Source organism: Chryseobacterium rhizosphaerae (genome assembly GCF_003385455.1).
Taxonomy (GTDB): Bacteria; Bacteroidota; Bacteroidia; order Flavobacteriales; family Weeksellaceae; genus Chryseobacterium; species Chryseobacterium rhizosphaerae.
The window spans coordinates 23,589-48,063 of record NZ_QNUF01000034.1; the positions used below are offsets into that span (position 1 = coordinate 23,589).

The following is a 24,475-nucleotide window of genomic DNA, read 5'->3' on the forward strand; positions in this document are numbered from 1 at the left end:
TTAAAATTTTTACAAAGTTAAGCTTTTTTTAATATGAAATCCAACCTAATGGATCAACTGGTGTACTTCCGTTCCATACTTGGAAATCAAGGGTATAGGAACCGTCAAAATCCTGGGCTACTGTGCCTACGGGAGTCCCTGAAGAAACCTGTTGTCCTTTAGAAACGCTTACATTTCCTAAGTTGGAATAAATAGTAAAATAGCTTCCGTGTTTTACAATAACAGTTTTGGTTCCATCATTGTTTGCCAGTACTGAAGATACTGACCCTGGGTACACCGATTTAGCACGCGTACCGGCAGGAACAGAAATTTTTATTCCGTTATTTTCTTCTGTAATATTTTTGAAAACAGGGTGTGGCTGTCTTCCGAAACGGTGGGTGATTTGTCCCGCTCTGTCTGCAGGATAACCAAGTCTTCCTCTGTTGTCTGCAAAACTGCTTCCGGTAGAAGTAGAAACCCCATAGCTTGTCATGGCCTTTGTTTCCGCAGTTTTTTTATCTTCTTCTTTTCTCTTGGCAAGAGCAGCTTCTGCTGCTTTTGCGGCAGCCAGCTTATTGGCAGCTTCCCGTGATTTAGCAGCAGCTTCATCTGATGCTTTTTTAGCGGCTAATCTTTTAGCTTCATCTCTCGCACTGGCTTCTACTTTGGCTGCCTCTTCATTACGTTTTCTTTCTTCTTCAGCTCTTTTTGCGGCTAGCTCAGCAGCTCTTTTAGCTTCAGCTTCAGCCAATCTTCTTTCTCTTTCCAGCGCTTCGGCTCTGGCTTTAGCTTCGGCTTCAATTCTCGCCTTCTCTCTTTCAGCAGCAATTTTGGCTAAACGGATTTTTTCGGCTTCCGCTTTTCTTCTTGCTTCTTCTTCAGCCTTTGCTATTCTCATTTCCTCAGCAATAATTGCTCTGATCTGTCCTTCAAGGGCCTTAGACTGAACCTGTTTTTGTTTAAGCTCAACCGTAAGTTTCGACTCGTTCTTTTTGAATTCAGTAACAAGCTGTTCCTTTTGTGCCCTTTCTGCATTAATCGTTGCAAGATCTTTCTGTTGGTTGATCAACAGATTTTCTTTTGCTTTTACCGAGTTTTGTCTTTGTGCAATTGTTTTTTTGATCTGATTGGCTGCATCAGTGATTTCGGCAGCTTTCTTATCCTGATAATCAGAATATTGTTTCAGGTACTGTACTCTACGTATAGCTTCTCCTAAATTCTTGGAAGAAAGGATAAAGGTTACTTTATTTTGTACACCTTTGTTTTTATAAGCATTTACAAGAACTTCAGCATAATTTTTTCTCAGAACTGCCAATTCCTTATTCTGACGATTGATCTCCAGCTGGCGCAGGTAGATATCATCTTCGATAAATCTTTTTTCTTTCTGGGTATTATTGTAAACCTTTTCTCTTAAAACTAACTTTTGATTAACGTTGGTGAGATAGGCTAAAGAAAGTTTAGATTCGCTTCGGGTTTTGGCTAAATCTGAATTTATTTGTGCAATTTGTTTTTTAAGTTCGGCATTCTGTTTTTGCAGCTGTTCTTTATTCTGCTGTCCCTGGTGCAGTCCGAACACCAAAATACCTATTAAAAAGCTAAATTTTTTAATCATTTAATCTCAATTTTCTTATAACTGGATGGTACAGAATAAGCTGTTTCCATCCTCGAAAAGTCAAATTTCGTATTTTCCATTAAAATCTGACTAGATTTTGAGCCTTTTATAATTATTTTAACATTTTTTGGAAGGCGGATTCCTTCATATTCATTCCAGTCACTGTAAGAAATTTCCAGCTCATCCGGAGATAAAACATCTTTAAGGTTTACGCTCAGTAAATCATAGTTCGTGTCATATTGCAGGACAATTTTATACTCCCTGTTTTTTTCGTCAGTGACAATTTTCTGATTGACCTTTGAGGCCATTTTATATCCCTGTGCATTTTGAGTCAGGGTAAATTGTGAGTCACTGATCTTTACAAAAGTTCTGCCCATCAGTATTTTCTCCAAAGATTTATAGTCGATGAAATTAACATTCAATAGATTATTGAGATAATCAAAATCAGAATCAATATAGACCTTGTTTACTTTATCCTGACCTTTTATCCCTTCCGGAGTGGCAATTCCTCTTGCCACATTCAGGAATACAGCCCTTAAGTTCATCCATACTTTTTTATCATTTTCGATATATACGGTTGCATCCAGGGTAGGTATAAAACTTCCGGTTTCTACACGGACTTTACTATCGATCTTAATCTGCTCAAACTTTGGTGGGATTAATACATGCTCGAAAAAAGTGAGTTTATCGCTCACCGGCTCATTTACATCTTTTGGACTTTTATTATTTTCTGCAGTGGTAATACTGTCCTGTGCGTTGCCATCATTATTTTTAATGGCATTTCTTGTTTTACAGGATGATAAGGCAAGAAGTAATAAAAGGAGTGGGATCCAATTTTTCATGTATTTATCTTTTCAATTAAAAAATACGTTGCAATATTAACGCCAAACCACACAAGATGTTTTGTGTGGTTTGATGATATTATATTTATGTTAAATAATTTCTGATCTTATTTATTTAGATAGAAAATCCAAAACGGAATAATCTCCTAAAGAAATTTCTCTTGCTACCCCGAAATACTGAGCAGAATTACCAATCATTGAATTCGAAAGGTTTCCGTGGTTGATTTTTGTATTCTCCTGAATAAGAGAATGCTCAATGTTGGAGTTTACAATTACAGTGTTGTTTCCTAATGAAACACCAGGTCCTATTTTAGAGTTAGAAATTTTTACATTTTCTCCAATAAAACAAGGTGGAATAATCAATGAGTTTTCAATGCTTGCTGAAGCAGGATGGTGTGCCATTGCCTCAGTTTCATAGGCTAGGATTTTACTGTTGGTCTCTACTGTAGCATTCTTGTTTCCGCAGTCCATCCAGTCGTTTACTTTTCCTAATGTAAACTTGGCCCCTTTCGCTCTAAGGTTTTCCAGAGCTGTAGTCAGTTGGTATTCACCACCATTTTTAATATCATTATCCATGATATAATTGATTTCATTCATTAGCTTTTCAGCACTGTTGAAGTAATAGATCCCAATGATGGCAAGATCTGAAACAAAAGTCTGTGGTTTTTCAACGAAATCAGTAATGAAACCGTAATTATCTAATTTTACCACCCCAAAAGCAGATGGATCTTCTACGCTTTTTACCCAGATCACCCCGTCAGAGTTTTTATCCAGCTGGAAATCTGCACGGAAAAGAGTATCTGCAAATGCAATCACTACATCTCCCTGCATAGACTGTTCAGCACATTTTATAGCGTGCGCTGTTCCCAGAGGGTCATTCTGGTAGTATATACTTCCTTTTGCTCCCAGCTTTTCAGCAATCTGAATAAGGGATCTTTCGATCTCAGGTCCAAAATCTCCGATGATAAAAGCTACCTCTTCAATATCTTCTCCTGCTACCTTAGCAATATCTTCTACCAATCTCTGTACAATAGGTTTTCCTGCAATAGGAATAAGAGGTTTTGGAACAGTCAGTGTATGTGGACGTAATCTGGAACCACGTCCAGCCATTGGAACAATAATTTTCATAAATTATATAAGTAAGTTTTGTTTAAGTTTATTCCTTTTGCTAAAGATAATAATTAAAACGTTTTTAGAACGTAATATTTATCATGCTTATGGCTTTGTTTAATGTTTTTCAGGCTTTGTAAGCATCAAAATAGAGACCAAAGTTTAATTCTTTCTGATTCTTGATAAAATAATATTTTTTTCAGAATACAGTAAAATTCCTACGAAGATCAAAAATAATAAATTGCTTGTGATGATATTATAGTTGAGGTATCTTACAATGATAAAACTAAAAGCTCCAAGTAGTATCAAAAAGAACGACATTTTCTTCATTCTGTAAGGTATCGGATAGTATTTTTGACCTAATACATAAGAAATAATCATCATAATGACATAGGCTCCAAAAGTTGCCCATGCAGAGCCAATCATGCTGTGATAATAGTTTAATGCCAGGTAATTTAAAGCAATGTTAATGCATGCTCCAATCCATGAAATTATGGTTCCTACGCTGGTTCTGTCTGTTACTTTATACCAGGTGGAAAAGTTATAATATATTCCGAAGCAAAGGTTAGCAACGACAATAATCGGGATAATGTCTATTGCGATCCAATAAGATTTGTTGGGGATAAAAACATCTTTCAGCCATGCAATATTGGCAATAATTCCTAAGGCTACAGCACAGGCAAAAAAGGCAAAGTATTCGGCTACTTTAGCATAGGTTTTTTTAGCATCACCTTTATCCATTTGTTTAAAAAAGAAAGGCTCAATACCCATACGATAAGCTGTAACAAATAATGTCATCAGTACAGCCAATTTATAACAGCCACCATAAGCACCGGCTTCTTCGTCCGAAATATGATTTCTTTGAATTGACTTATCAAAGTTTTCATTGACCATAAAAGCCAAGCCGGCTAACATAAGTGGAAATGAATACCGAATCATACGTCCAAACAAAGAGGTTACGAACTGGAATCTTACCTTTAGAATAATGGGAAATAATAATAAAAAACCTAAAGCACTTCCTGCTAAATTACTGAAGAACGGATAATCGACATTTTGGTCCAGACCAAAACTTTTTGATATGTTTTCCGGAATCCAGAAGAATAATGCCGCTGTAAAAACAGCCTGGAATATAGCCTGAACAACTCTTACTGCAGAATATTTAATAGGTTTGTTATGGAAACGCAGCCATGCAAAAGGAATCACCAGCAAATTATCAAAGAAAGCAATTAAGGCAAACCATTTAATATACTCAGGGTTATCATGATACCCTAAATAATCAGCAATCGGTTGGTTAAATAAATAACATAGCAGCAGAAAAATGCTGGAAGTTGAAAACAAAAACCAAAACGAAGTGTTGAAGGTTCTTTTTTCATTACCTTCTTCAGCCGAAAATCGGAAATACGCTGTTTCAAAACCGAAAGAAAGGATAATATTAACAAATGAAATCCATGCGTAAAGCTGTGTGAAAATTGCAAAACCTTCATTGGGAATTTTATAGATCAAAAGTGGATTAAGGATGAATAGAATTATTCTGGGTGCTATAGCTCCTGCTCCGTAGATGATTGTTTGTCCTAATAGTTTCTTGTACAAAGTCGAAATTTTTTACAAATGTAAAACTTTAAGTATTCGTTTTGTGATTTTGAAGGTAATTAAAACATAAAATCTTAATTTTACCGGGAAATAAATTGAAATGAAAGTTCTTATCAAAAACGTAAAAATCGTCAACGAAGGCCAGGTCTTTGAAAGCGATATCTTAATAGAAAATGATTTAATTTCTAAAATAGACACTGGTATTTCTGAAGATGCAGATCAGATTATTGACGGTTCAGGAAAATATCTTCTTCCGGGCGTTATTGATGATCAGGTACACTTTCGTGATCCGGGGCTGACTCATAAAGGAGATATAGAAAGTGAATCGAGAGCAGCTATTGCCGGTGGAATAACCAGTTTTATAGATCAACCGAATACCGTTCCCAATGCTGTTACACAAGAATTATTAGCTGATAAATATGAAATTGCCTCCCGGAAAGCTTATGCGAATTATGGTTTCATGATGGGAGGAACTAATGATAACCTTGACGAGGTTTTAAAAACCGATCCCCGAAATGTTCCCGGAATTAAGCTATTCTTAGGCTCATCCACAGGAAATATGCTGGTTGATAATCCTGAAACACTGGAAAATATTTTCAGCAACACAAAAATGCTTATTGCTGTTCATTGTGAAGATGAAGCCACTATCAGAGCTAACACACAAAAATATCTGGATGAATATGGGGAGGATATTCCTGTGAAATTTCATCATTTGATACGAAGTGAGGAAGCTTGTTATAAATCTTCTTCAAAAGCTATTGAGCTGGCAGAGAAAACAGGAGCCCGACTTCATGTATTCCATCTTTCAACAGCTAAGGAAATGAGTCTTTTCAGAAATGATATTCCATTAAAAGAAAAGAAGATTACCGCTGAGGTTTGTGTTCATCATTTAACCTTTACCAATGAAGATTATGAAACAAGAGGAGGTTTGATTAAATGGAATCCTGCTGTAAAAGCACAAAAAGATAAAGACGGTCTTTGGGAGGCTTTATTGGATGGTAGAATTGATGTGATTGCTACCGATCATGCACCGCATACTGCAGAAGAAAAACAGAATGTATATACAAAATGTCCTTCAGGAGCACCTTTGGTACAGCACTCATTGGTAGTGATGCTGGAGAATTATAGAAATGGTAAAATATCTCTTGAGCAGATTGTTGAAAAAATGTGTCATAATCCAGCTATCCTTTTCAGAGTTGAGAAGAGAGGTTTTGTGAAAGAAGGTTATAAAGCAGACCTGGTAGTAGTGGATCTGGATGAAAACTGGACGGTTGCTAAAGATAATTTATTGTACAAATGCGGTTGGAGCCCATTAGAAGGGATGAATTTCCATTCCAAGGTAACTCATACTTTTGTCAACGGGCATTTGGTGTATGATAACGGAAAAATTGCAGAAGAAAAGTTTGGAGAGCGTTTGCTTTTTGAAGCTCAGAAGTAATACCCCAAAGGTAAAACTGTGAAAGATATTTAGTGATAAATATATCAATAGAAGCGGGCTTTCGCCCGCTTTTTAATTTTATAATATCCATTGGCTTTAGCCCAAACCTGCGATAGCCCAGGATATAAATCAAAAAAAGACTGCATTTAGCAGTCTTTTTTCATAGGGTAAGAGCCTGTGTATTTTTTACAATCATCTACTCAATTCGCTTAATCTTAGATCGTTTATACTTATTAAATACGAATAACAGATGGTTTTATGAAACGGTTACTTCCTTGCTTTATTACTCATATAAAACGTAAGTTTCCCGCCATTCATGATCTCGGCATGTTTTAAGGTGAAATTTTTAATTTCTTTTCCGTTTAAAAGAATTTTCTGAACATATACATTCTTTTGGCTTTGGTTGACTGCTTCTATCTCAAAGGTTTTCCCGTTTTCCAAATGTAAGACTGCCTGGTCAACGGCCGGGCTTCCGATTGCATAATCTTCTGAACCGGGAGCAACAGGGTAAAAGCCAAGTGAGCTCAGAATGTACCATGCACTCATTTGCCCCGTATCGTCATTACCTCCCAGTCCATCAGGAGTAGCTTTATACTGCATTTCTAAAATACGTCGAACTTGTGACTGAGTTTTCCAGGGTTGTCCTGCCCAGTTATAAAAATAGGCAACATGGTGTGCCGGCTCGTTGCCATGTACATATCCTCCGATGATTCCTTCCCGGGTAATATCTTCCGTATCTGCAAAAAATGCATCCGGCAAATGCATTGTGAACAACTCATCCAGTTTTGAGGCAAATTTTTTCCTGCCTCCCATCATTTTAATCAGTTCATCAGGATTCTGGGGAACAAAGAAGCTGTAGTTCCAGGAATTCCCTTCAATGAAACCCTGTCCATGTGTACTTAATACATCAAAATCTTTTTTGAAACTCCCGTCAGCTAGGCGCGGACGCATAAACCCAATGGTTGCATCGAAATTATTTTTCCAGTTTTCAGAACGTTTAATGAATTGATTATAAATTTCTGTTTCACCCAAATGTTTTGCCAGTTGAGCAATTGCCCAGTCATCATAAGCATATTCTAATGTATTTGAAACTAAAGTTCCATTTTTTTCAGCTGGGATGTACCCCAAATCAATATACTGACCTATACCTTCATAATTCCTTTTATTGGCAGTTTCCACACAGGCTTTAAGAGCTTCTTTAGGATTACCGGTATAATTTCCTTTAATAATGGCATCCGCGACAACGCTTACACTGTGATAGCCACTCATACACCAGTTGTCATTTGCATAATGAGACCATATGGGAAGCATTTTCATCGAAAACTGGTCATAATGGGCCATCATCGATTTTACCATATCATTATTTCGCTTAGGCTGAATGATATTGAAAAAAGGATGAAGGGCGCGATAGGTATCCCATAATGAGAAAGTGGTATAATTTGTAAAACCTTCTGCTTTATGAATATTCTGATCCAATCCTTTATATTCTCCGTTGACATCCATATAGACTGTTGGATTAATGAAAGTATGGTACATGGCAGTGTAAAAGTTATTTTTTTCAGTTTCAGATCCCTGAATGACAATCTTGTTTAACTCCTTATTCCAATCTTCCTGAGTTTTTGCTCTTACCTGATCAAAAGATAAATTTCCGGTTTCTTTTTCCAGGTTTTCCAGGGCATTAACTTGACTTACGGGAGAAATAGCCAGTTTTACTTCGATGGCTTCATTTTCATTGGTATCAAAATCAAAATACATTTTCAGATTTTTACCAGCGATTTCCGGAAAGTTTTCCGTTTGGTTAAATTTTCTCCAAAATCCTTTATACACCTGTGTTCCATCATAATTTTTCTGACCATATGATTTAAAAGGTTTTGAAAATGTCATCGCAAAATAAACAGTTCTGGTTCTTGCCCAGCCGTTTGTCTGACGGTATCCCGTTATTGTATTCCCATTTTCTACCCGAACATAAGTCCAGACATTTTTACTGTCATAATTATAAATTCCGGCCATTAGATCCAGGATGATGTGGGATTGATCCGATTTAGGAAATGTATAGCGGTGAACTCCGGTTCTTGTCGTCGACGTTAGTTCTGCCAGAATATTATAGTCATCGAGTTTTACTTTGTAATACCCAGCTTCTGCTTTTTCATTCTGATGGGAAAACCTGCTTCTGTAACCGCTTTCAGGATGAGAAGATGTTCCGGGGTTCAATTGCAGTTTTCCGACGGTAGGCATGATAAGGAAATCTCCGAGATCAGAATGTCCTGTTCCGCTGAAATGTGTGGAACTGAATCCTATAATTGTTTTGTCTTCATAGCGGTACCCTGCACAATATTTGTAAACATCACCATTGTATTTTCCATTGAGCTCATAGGAAATGGTATCGGTTTCCGGGCTGAGCTGCACTGCTCCGAACGGTGCAGTTGCACCGGGATAAGTGTGTCCCATTTTTTCAGTTCCTATGAGCGGATTTACATATTGGTATAACTTTTCAAACTTTTGAGCGCTAAAGTTTGAACTACAGAATAACAATGATAGAACAAGAGCAGTTCCCGGATTTTTCATGAGCAACGATATTATTAGGGCCTAAAATTAATTAAAAAAATAAAGAATATTATTTATGGCATTATTTATAAATTTAATTTAGGGACAATCCGTTCAATATTTATTATTTTTAGAAAAATATTATACATGAATTTATATACACAACCAATGTTGCGTGAAGGCGCACTGAAAGATAAAGTAGCGATTGTAACGGGAGGAGGAAGCGGCCTTGGAAAAGCCATGACTAAATATTTCCTTGAGTTAGGAGCCAATGTGGTGATCACTTCCCGAAATATTGAAAAACTTCAGACTACTGCCAAGGAGCTGGAAGAGGAAACAGGAGGAAAAGTTCTATGTGTAGCTTGTGATGTGAGAAACTGGGATGAAGTGGAAGCAATGAAAGAGGCAACCTTGAAAGAGTTTGGTAAAATAGATATCCTTTTGAATAATGCGGCCGGAAACTTTATCTCTCCAACAGAAAGATTAACGCATTCTGCTTTTGATTCTATTTTAGATATCGTTTTAAAAGGAACAAAGAACTGTACACTTTCAGTGGGTAAACATTGGATAGATACTAAACATGCAGGGACTGTTTTAAATATTGTGACCACTTATTCTTGGACGGGGTCTGCCTATGTTGTTCCTTCCGCGTGTGCTAAAGCAGGTGTTTTGGCTATGACGAGATCTTTAGCTGTAGAATGGGCGAAATATGGAATCCGTTTTAATGCGATAGCGCCTGGACCTTTCCCAACAAAAGGTGCCTGGGACAGACTGTTGCCTGGTGATTTACAGGAAAAATTTGATATGAGGAAAAAAGTACCTTTGAGAAGAGTGGGAGAGCATCAGGAATTGGCAAACCTGGCAGCCTACCTTGTTTCAGATTATTCTGCTTATATGAATGGTGAAGTGGTAACTATCGACGGTGGCGAATGGCTTCAGGGAGCAGGAGAGTTTAATATGCTGGAAGATATTCCTCAGGAAATGTGGGATGCTTTAGAAGCCATGATTAAGTCTAAAAAATCAAATTAAATAAAAAAAATAAATAAAAGACTCCTGAATTTGTAACAATTTCAGGAGTTTTTTTTACCTATGTATAAAATAATTAAATGAATTGTAAACTTCCAACCCTGGTTTCTGCAGTTGCATTTTTCCTTTTTTCAGGATCTGTATATGCACAGGAAGCCCCCAAATATGATTATGTAGAGGCCTTTAAGCCATTTTTTTATCCTCAGACAGGTACGGAAACCCGTTCTGCAAGTGGTCAGCCCGGTCATGCTTATTGGCAGAATTCAGCAGACTATCATATGAATGTCAGTCTGAATGAAGATAAAAAAGAAATTGCAGGTACTGCTGAAATCACTTACACGAATAACAGTCCCGATGCATTGAATTTTCTTTGGTTGCAGCTGGATCAGAATTTATTTGCAAAAGATTCCCGGGGAAATGGAGTAGTTCCTATGTCAGGAAGCCGAAACGGAGCCCATGGTGAGGAACTGAATGGAGGATATCATATTAAATCGGTAAAACTGGACGGTAAAGAAGTACAATACACCATTACAGATACAAGAATGCAGATTGACCTTCCTAAGGAACTGAAAGCAAAAGGAGGTAAAGCAAAAATTGCCATTGAATATTCTTTTATTTCTCCGGAATACGGGTCAGACAGAATGGGGGTTCAGGATACAAAAAATGGTAAAATATTTACCATGGCACAGTGGTATCCAAGAATGTGCGTTTACGATGATGTATTGGGATGGAATACAATGCCTTATCTTGGAGCATCGGAGTTTTATTTGGAATATGGAAATATTACAGCGAATATTACAGTACCTGCTAATCACTATGTGGTCGCCTCCGGTGAGCTTCTTAATGAGAAAGAAGTTTATACTAAGGAGGAAATCAACAGATGGAATGAAGCCAGAAACAGTGATAAAACAGTAATGATTCATTCTGAATCTGAAATTGGCAAAAATAAAACGGCCGGAACAAAAACATGGAAGTTTAAAATTGTACAGGCAAGGGATTTTGCCTGGGCATCATCTTCAGGGTTTATCATAGATGCATCAAGAATCAATCTCCCAAGCGGGAAGAAGTCACTGGCTATTTCTGCATATCCTGCAGAAAGCGCAGGAGATAAAGCATGGGGAAGATCTACGGAATATACCAAGGCTGCTATAGAGCACTACTCAAATAAATGGTACGAATATACTTATCCGGCAGCCACTAATGTTGCAGGAAATGAAGGCGGAATGGAATATCCGGGAATTGTATTCTGTCATATGGATTCAAAAGGAGAAAGTCTTTGGGGGGTTACCGATCATGAATTTGGACATAATTGGTTTCCTATGATCGTAGGTTCTAATGAAAGATTATTTGCATGGATGGATGAAGGGTTTAATACTTTCATCAATGGACTGTCAACGGAAGCTTTTAATAAAGGAGAATATTATAAAAAACCAAACCTTGCCCGCTCAGGAAGCTATCTGATGGGTGATCATCTGGAGCCTATAATGGTGGGACCGGATAATATGAAGGAAAGAAATATTGCCGCTTTAGCCTATTATAAACCAGGTACGGGATTATCTGTTTTAAGAGAAGCCATTTTGGGACCTGAAAAATTTGATAAGGCATTCCGAACTTATATCAACCGTTGGGCTTTTAAACATCCTACTCCCTGGGATTTCTTCCATACGATGGAGAATGTTTCCGGAGAAGAGCTGAACTGGTTTTGGAGAGGCTGGTTTTTTAACAAGTGGAAAATTGATCAGGCGGTTAAAAATGTAAAATATATCAATGGCGATTTTAAGAACGGGGCTGAGGTGACGGTCGAAAATTTAGGACAGCTACCCATGCCTACTACCGTTCAGGTAAAATTCAAGGATGGAACGCTGAAAACGGTAAAAATACCTGTGGAAGTCTGGAAAAGGAATGCAGAATGGACTTTCAAAGTAGAGGCTGCGAAGGAAATAGATGAGGTAAAACTGGATCCGAATGCTGTGGTTCCCGATATTAATGCAAAAAACAATACCTGGGCATCTTCTGATGCAAAACCTGTGGAAAAAATTAATGCAAAAGATTTTACAGGATCATATGCAAGCAAAGAGATCAATTTTAAGATCACATTTGTGGAGAAGAACGGACAACTTTTGGGAAGTGTAATGGGGCAGCCGGAATTTCCTTTTGAATATGTAGGGGATAATAAATTCACTTTTGACCCCGCTGAGCTGACCGTTGTTTTCAGTAAAGATAAAAAGATGATTACGCTTACAGAAGGAGGAAGAGAATTCAAATTCAATAAAGAATAATCTTAATTTAACAATATTATCATACGAATAAGACTTCCCTGTCACAGAGAAGTCTTATTTTTGTCTCTTATTGATAAAATAAACTATGAATTTCAGATTTTCAATTATGCTCCTAATGCTTTTTGTATTGGGATTTTCACAGGATCTTACAGTGATGAGTTTTAATATCCGGCTTAATGTAGAATCGGATAAAGAGAATGCGTGGCCTCAGAGAAAGCAGGATGTAGCAGATTTACTAACCTACTATCACCCGGATTATTTTGGAGTTCAGGAAGCACTTCCTGAGCAGATGAAAGATATTAAAAGCGGATTGAAGAATTATGACTATATCGGGGTAGGAAGAGATGATGGAAAAGAAAAGGGGGAGTTTTCTGCTATTTTTTATGATACCAACAGGCTGGATGTGATAAAATCCGGAACATTCTGGTTATCTGAAACTCCGGAGAAACCTTCCAAAGGATGGGATGCAGCATTGAACAGAATCTGTACTTATGCTGTGTTTAGGGATAGAAAATCTAAAAAAGAATTTTTAGCAATGAATCTTCATTTTGATCATGTTGGTAATGTGGCAAGGGTTAAGTCTTCGGAATTAATTATAAAAAAGATCAAAGAACTTAATCCAAAAAACCTTCCTGTCACCTTAAGTGGAGATTTTAACCTGACAGATGATACAGAACCTATTAAGATTCTTTCTCAACATATGAAAGACAGTTTCTATCATTCGGAAACAAAACATTATGGCCCGGTAGGAACCTTTACAGCCTTTAATGTCAATGAAGTACCTAAAGAAAGGATTGATTATATTTTTACAAAAGGTTTCAAAATCAAATCAAATAGACACATCAATGACAGAAGAGAGAACCTGCTGTATCCATCGGACCACTTTCCGGTGATTACTGAGCTTTCTTTCTAAAATTAATATGTTGGAAAATCAACTTCAAATCCAATTCCTCTAAGGGATTGGATTTTTACTTCCTGGTCATGGCTGAAATATTTTCTGAGTCTGCTGATAAATACATCAAGGCTTCTTCCTGTAAAATAATCATTGGTTTCCCAGAGGCTATCCAGGATATTGTCTCTTGTTATCGTGGTATGATTATGCTTCAAAAGATAGACAAGAAGTTCCTGTTCCCGAACGGTAAGGCGTATATTCCCCTCGCTGTGTGAAAGTAGAAGTTTACTGGTGTCTAAAGAGTATTCTCCAATTTTAATATATGTTTCTACAGCAGTAGGTAAGGTTCTTTTCAGTATGTTTTTTATTCTCAAAGTTAGTTCCTCAGGGTCGCAGGGTTTGGCAATATAATCGTCTGCTCCTATTTTCAATCCTGTTAACCGGTCTATTTTCTGATTCTTGGCGGTTAAAAAGAGCAGTGGAAAGTCATTTTTTTCCTTCAGGATCATTTTGGCTAAAGAAAAACCATCAATATTAGGCATCATAATATCCAGAATTCCTATATGGAAGGGAAGTCCGGAAGGGAGAATTTGTACGATATCTTCAGGGTTTTGAAACCAGCTGACTTCAAAATCTTCAAGTTCAAGATATTGTTTAAGGATCATTCCGAAATCTGGATCATCTTCTGCTAAAAGGATTTTAGTTTTCATAAGGAATAGATATTTTAAAAGTAGTTCCCACTTTAGGCTGGCTGGAAACCTGTACTTTGCCATGATATTCGGTAACAATTCTTTTGACGATATACAGCCCCAGTCCCAGTCCTTTATTGTTATGGATATTATTGGCCTGTATTCTGTAAAATTTTTCGAAAATATTTTTTAATTCTTTCGTTTCCATACCAAAGCCATTGTCTGAAACCTCAATTTCTAAATGCTGTTGAGAACTGCTGATATTAACTTTTATATTGGAGGCACCATACTTTACACTGTTCTCACAGAGATTTTTAATAACGGTTTCCATCAGATTTTTATCAAACGGAAGTTCCTGTGATATATTATTTTCAAGTGTAAAATCTGCAGTAGAATAGGTGAAGGCCAGATCCTGAATAAAGAAGTTCCAATCTTCAGGCTTTACAGCAGTCACTTTATCCGGTATTTCATCTTTGTGAAGTTGGGACATAAGGGTCTCAAGTCTGTAAATCTGCCGGTCAATAAGGGGAAGCGTTTCCGGGTTCCAATCTTTCTTTAGGGTTTTAGCGGCTATTTTTAAGGTGGCAATTGGGGTTTTGAATTCGTGTGAGATATTGTCTACTACGGTGTGAAGTACCTCTACCTGTTTTTGCTGTCTGATCAGGTTCTTAACGGTGAAAATATACAGCAGAAGAACGCTTGCAAGCAGGATAATACAGCAAATAATCAATAAAGTAAGTTCTTTAAAAACAATAATCTTGATATTGGCAATTTCAAATTCAGTTTTGCTTTTGACCAGAAAAGTATTTTTTCTTTCAATTTCTTTATTGTTACTGTCATTCCTTTGGGTAGAAGAGGTTTCCCAGCTGCTGGTTGTTGAGATTTTAGAATTTTTAACCTTATTTTTTGTCTCATAAATAACGATAGGCTGATCAATTATTTTGGTGCTGTCTGGGAGATGTATGATGGAATAGTATTGAATTTTTGCAGAAATGTCATAGCCTTCTTTTTTGAAACGGCTGCTGATATAACGGTTTAGCTTTTCTCTGGTAGGTTGTCTGTTGGCCAAAAAATGGGTTAAAAACTCTTTTTTGCTGATTTCCTTATCATGATATTTGATAATAATACTCTGAAGAGAATCATCTTTCATCTCTTTTGTACTGACATCCTCCAGTTTATCGGTGTAATTGGATAAGCCTTCCTGAATAGACCTATAGATATCCCTTTCTTTTACCTGATAGGTTTTGTAAATAAAAAACACCTGGATTCCCAATAAAATCAGGAACAACGTAGCGAATAGAGGAATAAGGTATTTGCTTTTGGACATCATTAAAACAAAGATAAAGCTTTAGCTATTTTCGGGGATATATATTTTGATATTAACCTTTCATTAACCCATGATTCAGTGTGTTTTTCGTGCCTTCTGTAAAGAGGAAAACAGAAAAATAACCGTTAACCCATCATTAACCTCCTGTTAACCGAAATTTCCGTGCTCAATTCGGAGTTTTGTCCCATAAAACAATAGGACAATCTTGTTTTATATCATTTTAAATTAAATGTTATCATGTATAAATTTCTTTTTTTTCTGTGCTTGCCCATGTTGATGCTGGCTCAAAAGCAAAAACTTTTGGGAACGGTTGAGAACACGGAAAATGAAAAGCTTTCCACAGTACAGGTGGAACTGTATAATTCCAGGAATGAATTAATCAAAACTTTAAAGACGGATGGTAACGGTAATTTTACGCTGGAAAATATCTCTGAACAATATGTGAGACTGGTAATAAAAAATGAAGGATACTCTTTATTTGAAAAGAAACTGGATCTGCAAAAGCCTGAGCCGCTACATATCATCATGAAAAAAGAGTCTCATGAAATAGGAGAGGTGGTGATGACCAAGCGGAAGCCTTTGGTAAAAAGAAAAGTAGACCGTCTGGAGTTTAATGTGGAGAACAGTAATATCTCATCACTCAATGCCTGGGAGATTTTGAAAAATACACCTAATGTAACGGTTAATAATAATGTACTTGCTGTAAAGGGGAGTACCGGGATTTTGGTGACTATTAATGATAAAAAGGTGATGCTGACCGGTGATGAACTGAAAAATCTTTTGGAAAATACGCAGGGAGATGAGGTGAAGTCTGTAGAAGTAATCACTAATCCGCCTGCAAAGTATGAGGCATCAGGGAGTGCGGTACTGAATATTATTATGAAAAAAAACAAGATTGAAGGTTACCGGGGAATTCTCTCTTCAAAATATGTGCAGACACAGTACGCAAAAGGTGTTTTCGGACTTTCTCAATATTATAAAAAAGATAAACTCTCCGTGATGGCGAGTTATTATAAAGGGATGGGTACTTACTATAGGGAAGGAACAGATTATGTCAATTATCTGGAAAGCCAGAAGAGATGGGTAAGTACGATGAACAGGAAGGATAAAAACTATAACCAGAATACCCTGAATTTTAATGTGGAATATGAGCTGGACAGTTTGACCAGCTTAAGCCTCAACTATTCAGGGTTTTTCTCTCCAAAGTCTCATGGAATATACAATGTCCCTACAATAATCTATAATAATCAGAATATTGCTGAGTCTGATTATACCACAATCAATGACCACCAAAACCGCAGTATTAATAATTCTTTAAGCTTTCAGGTAGATAGGAAATTGAACAAAAAAAGCAGCCTTTCATGGATCAATTATTTTACAGGAAACAATGCCGATAAGTATCAAAATGTAATCACTTCCCTGAATTTTGCAGGACAGCCTCCGAGAGAAGAGAATTTTATGACTCAAAATAAAACTGATGTTCAACTGTATTCCACACAGGCAGATTATCACTGGAAAAATGAAAAATTTGACCTGGAATCCGGAGTGAAATACAGTTTTGTGAAAACAAACAGCAGATTGGATTTTTCTGATAATGAAAATGGAATGCTGCAGTACAGACCAGATAAAAGCAGTATTTTTGATTATAAGGAACACAATTTTGCCGTTTATTCTTCTTTGGGATACACTATCGGAAAATGGAACTTCAAAGCCGGACTTCGTGCAGAAATGACCGATCTGGAGGGAATTGTTTCTGAACCTTATGACCGGAATAAAAATAAATACTGGAATCTTTTCCCCACTTTTTATACACAATATACTACGGAAAATAAACAGGAATTTGGATTTTCCTACGGCAAACGCATCAGCAGGCCTACCTATTCATGGCTGAATCCTGCAAAGTCTTATTATAATCTTTTCTCTTATTATCAGGGAGATCCCAAATTAAAGGCAACCATTACTCATAATCTTAACTTTATCTATTCCTGGAAAGAATGGAATCTTGATCTATACTATCGAAAAGAGATCTATCCTTCTATGGAAATTTCCTTCCAGGAGCCCAGTACCAACAGTTTGATCTACTATTTTACCAATATTGAAAAAGGGGAAGCTTTCGGACTGAGTTTATATAAGAATTTTCAGATAAAACCATGGTGGAATCTTATTCTGTCCGAAAATCTGGAACATAATGAAAATTATTTTAAAGGTACCGACGGAATACTGTACAAAAATAAGGTATGGAACTGGGTTTCCAATGTTTCTACAAGCTTCACACTGGATAAAAGCAATGACTGGAAGCTGGAAGTAGGTCACCGTTACTATTCTCCGGGAATACAGGGAACCTTTAGAATTTCGAATGCCTGGACTGCTTATTTTGTAATGAACAGAAAGTTCTTTAACAAAAAGCTTGATGCCAGTTTTATATTCAATGATATTTTCAGAACCATGGGGCAGAAAGTGAGTACTCAATATGCTAATCAGGATAATTATTTCCTGGATTATAGTGATACACAAGGTTTTACTTTTTCTTTGAAGTTCAATTTTGGAAACCAGTCTGTAAAGAATGCTAAGACAATTAAGAAGACAGAAGAACAGGAGAGATTGTAAATAATTAAACAATATGCGGTTATTATTAGATATTCTTATTAAAGAATTTGCTGCTCTATGTCACATTTTCGCTATTTTTGATACCAATCTTAAAAAAGATAGTTATGAAGAGAATTTTTTCCGGTGTGATGGTGGTGGTTTCATTGTTCCAGCTTTCTGCACAGGAGTTATATATGCCGAGAAATATCAAGAAAGCCTACGAAAAAGGAACGCGCGACATTTCGGGAGCGCCGGGTAAAAACTATTGGCAGAATAAAGGGATTTATAATGTTGAAGTAAAGGTAGATGCCAATACAAAAACAGTGTCAGGAAAAGAAACAATTGTTTATACTAATAATAGCACGGATAGTCTTAATGAATTGGCTATCAGGTTTGTTAATAACCTTCATAAACCACAATCTCCAAGATCGGGAACAGTTTCTAAAGATTTTTTATCTTCCGGACTCAAGATCAAATCATTTATTGTAAATGGTGAAAAGTATGATATTGATAGTGATGATTGGGGAACTGTTGAAAAAGTGAAATTGAAATCAGCTTTAAAATCAAAGGCTAAAGCTGAGGTTAAAATAGAATGGGAATACCCGCTTTCAATACAGAGTGGAAGAGAGGGACAGATAGATCCTGAAACTTTTTATGTAGCTTATTCTTTCCCAAGAATTTCTGTATATGATGATTATAATGGATGGGATATGCTTCCCCATTCAGACAGACAGGAGTTTTATAACGATTTTAATGACTATAGTTTTGCCATTACAGCACCTAAAAATTATGTAGTCTGGGCAACCGGGGATTTTCTGAATCCCGATGCTATCCTTCAGCCGGAATATTTAAAAAGATATAAAGCTTCCCTGAAGAGTGATAAGCTGATACATATTGCAACAGAGCAGGAAATGAAGTCCGGGAAAGTAACCAGACAGAATAAATGGAATGTTTGGAAGTTTAAAGCGAATCATATTACTGATTTTTGTTTTGCATTAAGTAATCATTATGTATGGGATGCGGCCAGTGTTCAGCTGAAAACAAAAAGAGCGAGTGTCCAGGCAGGATACAAAGCCGGAGCAAAAGATTTCGAACAATATGTGGGATGGATGCGCTATAACCTGGACTGGTTTTCGAAAAAATGGCCAGGAGTGGAATATCCTTATAATGTCATGACAGCCATTCAGGGATATGCTGATATGGAATATCCAATGATGATTAATGATACCAGTATCCCGGATGACCTTCAGGATGCAAGACTTACAGCCGATCATGAAATTGCTCATACCTATTTTCCTTTTTATATGGGAATTAATGAAACGAGATATGCTTTTATGGACGAAGGATGGGCAACAACACTGGAATATCTTATCGGGATTGATGAAAATGGTGAAGAGAAAGCAAAAGAGTTTTATAAAAATTTTCGTGTAAAAAGGTGGATTAATGATCCTTCCGCAGAGCAGGATCAACCGGTGATCACAATGAGTACACAGGTAAGCGGTTCTGGCTATGGGAATAATTCTTATGTAAAAGCGTCTTTATCCTATCTTGCCTTAAAAGATTATCTGGGAGACGAATTGTTTAAAAAAGCATTGCTTCACTATATGGATAACTGGAATGGTAAACACCCTGTTCCCTGGGATTATTTTAATTCTATGAACACAGGGTCCGGAAAAAATCTAAACTGGTTCTTCCATAACTGGTTTTATACCAATAATTATATAGATCTAAAAGTGGCAGGAGCTTCCCAGATGAATGACCTGCTTACTGTAAATGTTATCAATATAGGAGGATTTGCTATTCCGTTTGATGCTATTCTGTCTTATGAGGATGGAACAACAGAGAAGCTGCATTTTTCACCTTCCATTTGGGAGAAAGATCAAAAGCTGGCTGATCTTGTGATTCCGATCAAGAAAAAAGTAAAATCGGTACAGCTGGATGGAGATCTTTTTATGGATTACACTCCGGGAGACAACAGTAAAATACTATAATAAAACACTATAAAAGTAAAAGCCTTCATATTATTGAAGGCTTTTTTATTTTAAAAATACGCTGTTAACCGTAAACCTAACGTGATATAATTGATTCTTTCTTTAGCAATAACATGATTAAGCTCTTCATTTAATTCATCATTCTCTTTTATTTCATCACTAAAATGATATCTGATGGTAGATTTTATCTGGTTGTAATCGGCATATAATGTAAGCCCTATTCCTGGATTGAATTTATAGGTAAGGGAAGTTCCTGCATTCCAACGGAAAGCGGGCTTAGGTTTATAGCGGGCAATAGGAAGCTCATGAGTTGGAGTATCTATGCTGTCGCTTTTTATAAATACTTTTCCGCTTGCAGTGGCTGCATATCCGGCAGTCGCTTTTAGGGCAAATTGCCATTTGTCTGAAAACTCATGAGAAAAATAAGGCCCTATCCCGGCACCCAGAAAACCTAAAGATTGGGTAATGATACTATAATCTCCAAAATTTTCTCCGTCATCTAAAGTTTCTCTCAGGGGCTTCACAGGAAAACTGCTAAAGCTGATGTCAGCTCCGATACCCCATTTTTTTGAAAAGAAATAAGCTCCTTCCAATCCGCCTTCAAAACCTACCTGTTTTTTATTGTCAAGATCAGATTCTTTCAGGAAATTTGTTGTACCCAGTGCTGTACCCAGTTTTATAGCTAGAAAAGAAGGGTAGTCATTTCCCTGTATCCTCGATAAAAGACTTAAATTATCCCCTTTGTTTTTATACATTTTATCTATAAAAAAGTAGCCTAATTCCGTAGATATAATACCTATTCCGGCACCTGCCAATACGTCAGGGAGCCAATGTCTGTTGTTTAAATTCCGTCCAAGTGCTGTAAGGGTAGCGGCACTATATCCTCCAATACTGTACGCAGGGTTTACCATTCCATATTCTTTATGCAGAAAGCTTGCATTGGTAAAAGCCATTGCAGAGTGGCCGGATGGGAATGAATTGTTTTTAGAACCGTCCGGTCGTTCCACTTTTGCTGTATATTTGATGGAGTTTACTACAATACCCATAATGGCTAAACTGGTAACATAAGAAAGTGTAGCCCTTCCTATATTATTCCGTCCTTTTACTCCGGAAAGTTTTAGTCCGTAAACGGCTACGGCGGGGGCATATTGCAAATAATCATCGTACTTTGCCTTGAATGTTGGAAGATAGCGGTTTCGGACTTCGCGGATATTTTCTTTCTCTCCCCAGGTTGCCGCCGCCGCTGTAAAAAGTATGGCCGGAGCTACAGATTTTTTCACCCATTCTTTCTTGAAAAATGGCGTTTTATTGTCAACAGGTATATCGGAACTGATTAATGAAATATCTTTTTGAAGATTTCTGGACTGAACAGTATCTTGTGCATGATAACAACACAAATGCAAAAACAGACCCGCTGCTGATATTATTTTTTTCATCCTTATTTGTCCTGAAGTTTAAAACCGCATAAAAGTAAAAAAAAATCCATCCCTAAATTGGGATAGATTTTTTTTAAGCAAATCTTAATATATTGATAATTTAGTACAGTCTTAAACCTGATCTTGGTCCTGATGCTGAAACTACAGCCTGCATTCTTTGTTTTTGATTGGTTGTAAACATTACCATGATCTTGTCATCTACATAATCCATATAGTTCATGAAGATTTGAGAACGGCTTACTCCACCACAAGCACGGCTAAGAGGATAAGAAGGTGTTCCGTAATTTGGACCAGGCGAAACAGGAGTGTCATTAGAATAATCTGTCTGGCAGCCTGCATCTGAAGAACCCCAAAGGTGAGGGAGATTTAAATAATGCCCCACTTCATGAGTGGCTGTTCTTCCCAAATTGAAAGGTGCTGAGGTTCCTGAACCAGTTCCTATATAAGGAGCAGCTATTACTACACCATCTAAAGAACCTGTAATAGTTCCCGGATAATAAGCATATCCAAGAGTACCCCCTGTCATTTTATTTACTACCCAAATGTTTAGATAGTTGTCTGGAGTAGTAGCTGCAATCCCTGTGCTTGCCGATTTCATCTTATTGTCATCAGGATTCCACAGCGTTGTACTGCTTTGTTTTCTCACTGTTTTAGCCAATCTGAATCTGATTTTAGTATCTCCGGCCTTTACAGGAACGAATTCTGATGGGGTATTGCTGTTATCTGCATTCGTAGCTCCGTAATCTCTGTTCAGTACATCAATCTGGGATTGTAGTCTGGCATCGGATACATTTTCACTGCTTGTGTTGTATACCACATTGAAAACTACAGGGATTTCTACAGTGCCATCTGCTAATACTTTACCTACTTTTATATCGTTAAGACGTTGTTCTGTAAACTCTTCAATAGCGTTAACTCTCGCTCTGGCTGCAGGATCGGTACTTAGAATTTTGTTTCTCATTTCATCGGAAGGGCAGGATCTTCTGTTGGCAGTTTCCTGAGGTTGCGTGTCCTGTTGTTCTGTTACAGAATTGACATCGTTGTTACAAGAAGCCAGAAATAGAATTCCAGCTCCAAAAAGAAGTTTTTTCATATTATATTATTTTGGTTTTGAGTTTGTGAATTTATATTAAATAAACTTAATGTGCAAATTATTTCTTAATTTATTTAATTATCATTAATCTTTACTTCTAATAGTTGTGATTATCTTAATTAAATTTAATTAAAATTGAATTTTAATCAATTTTAATAATTTCGTTTTTATATTTCACTTTTTTGTGTTTTTTAACTAAAAAAAATACTATTGTTTTTGATTTTTTATTGAAAATTTAATCACATGGTAGATTCATTTCATACTGTTGGAAAGGAAGCTAATTGTTCCGTAAAGTTTGTCATGATCATTATCTACATTTTTTAGCTGGTGGATAATGACTTTTTTATCATTGTGATTTTTGGGAATTTAAATCACTTGAAATAAAAAATCCATCTCGATTGAGATGGATTTACAAATATTAATTAGAATGGTATTTAGATTTATTTTATTATAAAACTCTTAATCCTGTTCTTGGACCTGATGAAGCCACTACAGACTGCATTTTTGTTTTTTGGCCTGCTGAGAACATAAACATAGCTGCATCATCTACATAATCCATATAATTCATAAACATTACAGATCTTTGCACTCCGCCACAAGTATTATAAAGCGGGTAGGTTGGTTTTCCTGCATTATCTCTGGTTTGAGTTGGAGTGTCGGCAATCAGGTCATTTCCACAATTGGCATCTCCCCAAATATGTCTTAGTCCTAAATAGTGGCCCACTTCATGTGTTGCTGTTCTTCCTAGGTTGAAAGGGGAAGAAGCACCTGTTTTCCCAAAAAATGGTGCTGCGATTACTACACCATCATTCCATAAGCCTGCAGACTCAGGGAAGGTTGCATATCCAAGAATTTCTCCCTGAGTAGATGGCATTCTCCCTACGATCCAAAGGTTAAAATAATTGGTGGGATTAGTGGCATCTATTCCTCCTGTAGAGGCTTTTTTCATCGTGTTGTTTGCTCTGTCGGTAGCACTCCATGATGTTTTGGTTGTGGACTTTCTAATGGTATTTACCAGTCTGAATTTTACTGCTACATCTCCGGACTTTACCGCTTGAAATTCTGTAGGTATTTTTGAAACATCGCTGTTTGTTCCGCTATAGTCGGCATTTAATACAGCAATTTGTTCTGCGATTCTGGCATCTGAAACATTTTCTGCTGCTGTATTGTATAAAACATTTACAACTACAGGGATTTCAACAGAACCGTCTGCAAGAACTTTTCCTAATTTTAGGTTGTTAGCAAATCTTTCAGCATTGGCTTCAATATCTGCTACTCTCTGTCTGAGTGCCGGATCTTTTTGCAGTGCTTCTTTTCTCATTTCCTCTGATGGACAAAATCTTTTTGACGCTGTTACACTGAGAGAATTTGCTGCATCTGTAGATTCTTGTGTTTGGTTTGCAATGTTGTCGCTGTTACAAGCTGACATGAAGCTTAGCACAATAGCTCCAAATAATAGTTTTTTCATATTGTTTTTTTTTGTTTGAGGATGTGAAATTATATTATTTGAAATTGATATGCAAATTTTTATGACAATTATTTGATAAATATATATTTAATGATTGTTTTAGTTAGTTATTTTACATTTAAATTGAGTTTTTATTGAATTTTAATCAAATTAAAGAATTGGGTTTTTATCTTTCACAAGATGCTGTGCTTTTAATGTAAATAACTATCAATATTATTTATTTGAAAGAATATTTTTATTTTACATTGGCCTGTTGCAAACCCTTTTTTTTGCTGTTAAAAATTTTCCTAATCTACTAACTTTTGTAAAGTTTGTCATGTTAAGGCTCTTAGTTTTTTAGGTGGATGGACAGTGCTTTTTGGGAATTTAAATTATATGAAATAAAAAATCCATCTCAATTGAGATGGATTTTAATTCTTATATATGTCTAGTCCTGAAATATCGATACACAAAAAAAGCATCGTTATGGAAGAACATTTAGAAACCCAGTACGTCAAGCGTACACAGCGAGATTACAATTTGAGTTTAAAGCTTCAAATTGTAAAAGAAATTGAAGCGGGAAAATCAGGAATT

At 36.6% G+C, this 24,475-nt stretch carries 16 protein-coding genes; 6 read left to right on the forward strand and 10 right to left on the reverse strand.

The window, feature by feature from the left end:
* Window positions 1–28: 28 nt before the first annotated feature.
* From DRF57_RS20805 to DRF57_RS20820, 4 genes are all read right to left on the reverse strand, one after another.
* The gene (locus DRF57_RS20805) at window positions 29–1,591 is read right to left on the reverse strand and encodes a peptidoglycan DD-metalloendopeptidase family protein (protein WP_115920624.1); all 1,563 of its coding nucleotides are present in this window, start codon (window positions 1,589–1,591) and stop codon (window positions 29–31) included.
* The gene (locus tag DRF57_RS20810) at window positions 1,588–2,433 is read right to left on the reverse strand and encodes a DUF4292 domain-containing protein (protein ID WP_115920626.1); all 846 of its coding nucleotides are present in this window, start codon (window positions 2,431–2,433) and stop codon (window positions 1,588–1,590) included. Before DRF57_RS20810 ends, DRF57_RS20805 begins: the two co-directional genes overlap by 4 nt.
* Before the next feature lie 111 nt (window positions 2,434–2,544).
* Entirely contained in the window at window positions 2,545–3,561 is a 1,017-nt protein-coding gene (locus tag DRF57_RS20815; protein ID WP_047494930.1) for a sugar phosphate nucleotidyltransferase, read from the reverse strand.
* Between the two features lie 144 nt (window positions 3,562–3,705).
* A complete protein-coding gene (locus DRF57_RS20820; protein ID WP_084087778.1) occupies window positions 3,706–5,133 on the reverse strand; it encodes an oligosaccharide flippase family protein in 1,428 nt (475 codons plus the stop codon).
* Window positions 5,134–5,233: 100 nt separating this feature from the next.
* Between DRF57_RS20820 and DRF57_RS20825 the strand changes: the two genes are divergently transcribed.
* Window positions 5,234–6,571, forward strand: a complete 1,338-nt coding sequence (locus DRF57_RS20825; protein WP_115920628.1) for a dihydroorotase — start codon at window positions 5,234–5,236, stop codon at window positions 6,569–6,571.
* 267 nt (window positions 6,572–6,838) lie between these two features.
* On the opposite strand, the gene DRF57_RS20830 is transcribed toward DRF57_RS20825, so the two are convergent.
* Window positions 6,839–9,136 (reverse strand): GH92 family glycosyl hydrolase, encoded by a 2,298-nt coding sequence (locus DRF57_RS20830; RefSeq protein ID WP_115920630.1) that lies wholly within the window; start codon window positions 9,134–9,136, stop codon window positions 6,839–6,841.
* 126 nt (window positions 9,137–9,262) lie between these two features.
* Between DRF57_RS20830 and DRF57_RS20835 the strand changes: the two genes are divergently transcribed.
* From DRF57_RS20835 to DRF57_RS20845, 3 genes are all read left to right on the forward strand, one after another.
* Entirely contained in the window at window positions 9,263–10,144 is an 882-nt protein-coding gene (locus DRF57_RS20835; protein WP_084087780.1) for an SDR family oxidoreductase, read from the forward strand.
* A gap of 77 nt (window positions 10,145–10,221) precedes the next feature.
* A complete protein-coding gene (locus DRF57_RS20840) occupies window positions 10,222–12,420 on the forward strand; it encodes a M1 family metallopeptidase (protein ID WP_115920632.1) in 2,199 nt (732 codons plus the stop codon).
* Between the two features lie 85 nt (window positions 12,421–12,505).
* Window positions 12,506–13,333, forward strand: coding sequence for an endonuclease/exonuclease/phosphatase family protein (locus DRF57_RS20845; protein ID WP_047494946.1), 828 nt, complete (start codon window positions 12,506–12,508; stop codon window positions 13,331–13,333).
* 2 nt (window positions 13,334–13,335) lie between these two features.
* Here DRF57_RS20845 and DRF57_RS20850 read toward each other — a convergent pair whose 3' ends face one another.
* Together DRF57_RS20850 and DRF57_RS20855 are read right to left on the reverse strand one after the other, a co-directional pair.
* Window positions 13,336–14,022 carry a response regulator transcription factor gene (locus tag DRF57_RS20850; protein ID WP_115920634.1) on the reverse strand — a complete coding sequence of 229 codons (687 nt, stop codon included), beginning with the start codon at window positions 14,020–14,022 and terminating at the stop codon, window positions 13,336–13,338.
* Window positions 14,012–15,331, reverse strand: coding sequence for a sensor histidine kinase (locus tag DRF57_RS20855; protein ID WP_084087783.1), 1,320 nt, complete (start codon window positions 15,329–15,331; stop codon window positions 14,012–14,014). Before DRF57_RS20855 ends, DRF57_RS20850 begins: the two co-directional genes overlap by 11 nt.
* Before the next feature lie 234 nt (window positions 15,332–15,565).
* Here DRF57_RS20855 and DRF57_RS20860 point away from each other — a divergent pair, with 234 nt between their 5' ends.
* Entirely contained in the window at window positions 15,566–17,935 is a 2,370-nt protein-coding gene (locus tag DRF57_RS20860; RefSeq protein WP_115920636.1) for an outer membrane beta-barrel family protein, read from the forward strand.
* 104 nt (window positions 17,936–18,039) lie between these two features.
* A complete protein-coding gene (locus tag DRF57_RS20865) occupies window positions 18,040–19,905 on the forward strand; it encodes a M1 family metallopeptidase (RefSeq protein WP_115920638.1) in 1,866 nt (621 codons plus the stop codon).
* A gap of 50 nt (window positions 19,906–19,955) precedes the next feature.
* Here DRF57_RS20865 and DRF57_RS20870 read toward each other — a convergent pair whose 3' ends face one another.
* The 3 genes from DRF57_RS20870 to DRF57_RS20880 form a co-directional block, all read right to left on the reverse strand.
* Window positions 19,956–21,341 (reverse strand): phosphatase PAP2 family protein, encoded by a 1,386-nt coding sequence (locus tag DRF57_RS20870; protein WP_115920640.1) that lies wholly within the window; start codon window positions 21,339–21,341, stop codon window positions 19,956–19,958.
* Window positions 21,342–21,441: 100 nt separating this feature from the next.
* Entirely contained in the window at window positions 21,442–22,434 is a 993-nt protein-coding gene (locus DRF57_RS20875) for a zinc metalloprotease (protein WP_084087787.1), read from the reverse strand.
* A gap of 448 nt (window positions 22,435–22,882) precedes the next feature.
* Window positions 22,883–23,902 carry a zinc metalloprotease gene (locus tag DRF57_RS20880; protein ID WP_115920642.1) on the reverse strand — a complete coding sequence of 340 codons (1,020 nt, stop codon included), beginning with the start codon at window positions 23,900–23,902 and terminating at the stop codon, window positions 22,883–22,885.
* Between the last annotated feature and the right edge of the window lie 573 nt (window positions 23,903–24,475).